Genomic DNA, 3769 nt, shown 5'->3' on the forward strand with positions numbered 1-3769 from the left:
CCTAGCAACTCGGTCTGAAAGTCACGGCGAAGCCGAACTCCTGGAACGACGGCGGCCTCCCCGCCCTCGACCTGTGCACCTTGATCATCGACGACCGAACCGTCACGGTCGGGGTCAGTGCCCTGCCCAAGCAGGCCGACTCGCTCGCCCGGCTGATCGCCGGCGCCGGATCGGTGGAGGGCCTGCCGGAGCTCGGTCCGGATGCGCTGATCGGCCCATCGCGGGTCGTCTTCAGCGTGCATGACCGGGCCGTCCGGATCACCCCGACGGGCGGCATCGACCGCGGTTCGGCCGACGGCATCGATCGCGCGAAGACGGTCGCGATCAGCCTGGCCGTGCGCACCGCAGTACCGGCCGCACTGCGCAATGCGCGCCAGTCCGATGCGGCGTGTCAGCTGTCGACCTCGCGGGCGGAGCAGTTCGTCGGGGCCTCGGTCCAGTTGCGGCGGGACTACCGGGTGAACGGGGCGCTGACCTGCATCTGGGGAACCTTCGACGCGACCGTCTCCATCGTCGAGTCGTTCCGCCCGGACACGATCCCCGAGGCGCGGCGCACGCCCCCGCCCCAGCTCGCGCCGGTCGGCCAGCCCGGGTACTACCTGCCGGATGAGGGCGAACTCGTGTTCCGCCAGGGCCGCAGCGTCGTCCGGGTCAGTGCCGTGACCACCCCGAGCCGCGAGATCCCGCTGGACAGCCTCCTCGACATCGTCGGCCCCCTGATGCCGCTGTTCATCAGGTGACCAGGGACGCCGCTGGACAAAACTCCACCGGATTGAGGAGGTGGAGAAGCAGGATCTCGCGCTACATTGCCGGAATGGGCAGCTTTGCGGCCGCTGCGAAACGAGCGCGTGACAGCTCAGAGGATCCTGTCACGCGGTTCTGGGCGCTGCGCGAGTGCTCGTTGCACTTCCCGATCTACGGATTCCGGGCGACCTGGCATCATCTGACGATCCGGGCCAAGGTGCCGGGGCAGCTGTCCGAGGATCCTGACTCGCTGACCCGGGCGATCGACGAGTTGGAGGAAGCCCGCCAGCACTGGCGGTTGCTCCAGACGACGTACGCGGCGCGGCGGCGGGGTGAGAAGGCTGAGGGCCGTCGGCAACCGGCGCTCACCGACCAGTGGCTGACGGCAACCAGCCTCGCCTACTGCCCCGACCCGAGACGGCACCCCGATGAGCGTCTGGTGACGGTCCTGCACCGGCTGGTCGATGCCAACATGTCGCAGCCGCAACCCCAACCGCGCTGCGCGGTCTGCGGCACCAGCCGCCCGGTCGACACCTTCTGCACCGCCTGCGGCGTCGATCCCCGCGGCCCCGACGCCCGTCTCCCCGGCGACCTTCAGAAGCAGGTCACCGCCAACTGGCGAGAGATCTGGCAACGCACCGCCCAAAAACCTCGCCCTTGACCCGTACTGCGAGGTCGCGCGGCGGGGCGTAGTACGGGTTAGGTGCTCGGCCAGGACTTGGCGAGGAGGGCTCGGGTGTCGGTGAGGAGCTGAGGGAGGACCTTGGTCTGGGCGACGACCGGCATGAAGTTGGTGTCGCCGCCCCAGCGTGGGACCACGTGCTGGTGCAGGTGAGCCGCGATCCCGGCGCCGGCGATCTCACCCTGGTTCATGCCGATGTTGAACCCGTGCGCCGCCGACACGATCCGCACCGCCTGCATCGCCTGCTGTGTCAGGGTCGCCACGTCCGCGACCTCTTCCGGCGTCAGCTCGGTGTAGTCGGCCACGTGCCGATACGGGACCACCATCAGGTGCCCCGGGTTGTACGGATACAGATTCAGCACCGCGTACGCCGCCGGCCCCCGCTGCACGATCAGCCCGTCGACGTCCGACAGCCCCGGGATCCGGCAGAACGGGCACCCGGATCCCGCTTCCGTACTCGTCGGCTTGTTCTCCCCCGCGATGTACGCCATCCGGTGCGGAGTCCATAGCCGCAGGAACGAATCCGCCACCCCGACCCCGTCCTGCACGGCCAGCCCGTCGGGCGCATACGGCGACCCGCCGCCGGGCTCGTCTGCAGGCGTGCCGCCGGGAAGTCCCGTGTCACTCATATAGCACCGAAATTCTCTGGGATTCACTTTCGACATCGCCGAACGCCGACGATAAGCGGCGGACCCGAAACTGTCGGCGCTCGATGCGACAGTTTCTGATGTGTCCAGATTCCGCCTTGCGCCTACGCCGTCTCAGACGATCAGGCTGCTCGAGTTCTGTGGACACGCACGTTTCGTATGGAACTTGGCCGTCGAACAGCACAGCTATTGGCGGCCAGATCGTCAAGCAGCCCCGGGACACCTTGAGCAGGCTCGCCAACTGACAGAGGCGCGTGCAGCCTGTGACTGGCTCCGAGAGGGGCCACAGATGATTCAGCAGCAGGCATTGAGGGACTTCAGCCAAGCCCTTACCAACTACTTCCAAGGGACACATCGTCGACCGACCTGGCGGAAATCTGGACGGGCCGAGGGATTCCGGGTCGTCGCGTTGCGCACGCATCATGTCAAACGTCTGAGCCGGAATGCGGGCGCCGTACGCGTGCCTAAGATCGGCTGGATCAAGTTCCGATGGAGTCGAAAGCCCCCAGCTGCCAAGTCGTACAGAATCACCCTTGACCGAGCCGGGCGGTGGCATATTGCCTTCGCCGCAATCCCTGCCGTCATCGCCGCGCCTGGGAACGATGCAGTCGTCGGTATCGATCGTGGCGTGAGGGTGGCGGCGGCACTTTCCACAGGTGAACTCCTCAAGGCGCCCAAGCCGAGTCCTCAGGAGGTCCGAAGGCTTTCGCTTCTGCAACGGCGGCTGGCTCGGGCCAAGCCCGGCTCGAACCGAAGGCGTCGGACGAATCACGCCATCGCCCGGTTGATCGCTCGGACTGTCGACCGACGAAACGACTGGATAGAGCAGACGACTACAACACTCGCCCGACGGTTCGATTTGATCCGAGTGGAGAACTTGCGGATCGCGGAGATGACACGGTCTGCGCGAGGTACCCACGAAAAGCCTGGAACGGGCGTTCGCCGCAAGGCCGGTTTGAACCGGGGAATCCTTGCGAGCGGTTGGGGCAAGTTGGTACAACGCCTCAAGGACAAGGCGGCGGGGCGGGTCGAGATGGTCCGCGCCGCCTATACCTCGCAGAGGTGCCACGAATGCGGCAGTGTCGCATCTGAGAACCGTAAGAGCCAAGCGGTCTTCAAATGCGTTTCCTGCGGTCATGTGGATCATGCCGACATCAACGCAGCTAGAAATATCGCGGCAGGGCATGCCGTGACTGCGCGGGGAGGCCGACCGCTGGGTGGGCCTGCGAACCGCGAACCTCACCTCTCGACCTCCCCGGTCAGTGGATGAACCCGGGTTACTCCGGGTGGATGTCAAACCTGGATGCGCTTCTTGACGGATTCGACGATCTCGGTGATCGCGTCGGCGATCGGGATGCCGTTCTTCTGGGTGCCGTCGCGGTAGCGGAACGACACCGACCCGGCCGCCATGTCCTCGTCGCCGGCAATCAGCATGTACGGCACCTTCGCCTTCTGCGCGTTCCGGATCTTCTTCTGCATCCTGTCGTCGGAGGCGTCGATCTCGATCCGGATCCCCTGCTCCTTGAGCTGCTCCGCGACCTCGTACAGGTAGTTGACGTGGCCGTCGGTGATCGGGATGCCGATCACCTGGACCGGGGCCAGCCAGGGCGGGAAGGCGCCCGCGTAGTGCTCGGTGAGGATGCCGAAGAACCGTTCGATCGAGCCGAACAGCGCGCGGTGGATCATCACGGGCCGC

5 protein-coding genes are annotated in these 3769 nt (G+C 66.3%); 3 read left to right on the forward strand and 2 right to left on the reverse strand.

Annotation, left to right across the window (positions count from 1 at the left end; translation table 11 throughout):
• Positions 1-80 precede the first annotated feature (80 nt).
• A complete protein-coding gene (locus tag VFG33_RS13885) occupies positions 81-740 on the forward strand; it encodes a hypothetical protein (RefSeq protein ID WP_325026311.1) in 660 nt (219 codons plus the stop codon).
• Positions 741-814: 74 nt separating this feature from the next.
• Entirely contained in the window at positions 815-1405 is a 591-nt protein-coding gene (locus VFG33_RS13890) for a hypothetical protein (RefSeq protein ID WP_325026313.1), read from the forward strand.
• 38 nt (positions 1406-1443) lie between these two features.
• Here VFG33_RS13890 and VFG33_RS13895 read toward each other — a convergent pair whose 3' ends face one another.
• On the reverse strand, positions 1444-2055 hold the full coding sequence (locus tag VFG33_RS13895; protein ID WP_325026315.1) for an HIT family protein: 612 nt from the start codon (positions 2053-2055) through the stop codon (positions 1444-1446).
• Between the two features lie 100 nt (positions 2056-2155).
• On the opposite strand from VFG33_RS13895, the gene VFG33_RS13900 reads away from it, so the two are divergent.
• A complete protein-coding gene (locus tag VFG33_RS13900) occupies positions 2156-3343 on the forward strand; it encodes an RNA-guided endonuclease InsQ/TnpB family protein (protein ID WP_325026317.1) in 1188 nt (395 codons plus the stop codon).
• Positions 3344-3366: 23 nt separating this feature from the next.
• Here the strand turns inward: VFG33_RS13900 and VFG33_RS13905 are convergent.
• Positions 3367-3769: His/Gly/Thr/Pro-type tRNA ligase C-terminal domain-containing protein (locus tag VFG33_RS13905; protein WP_325026320.1), on the reverse strand; the 403-nt coding region annotated here is incomplete at its 5' end.

The organism is Kribbella sp., from assembly GCF_035687465.1.
Taxonomy (GTDB): domain Bacteria; phylum Actinomycetota; class Actinomycetes; order Propionibacteriales; family Kribbellaceae; genus Kribbella.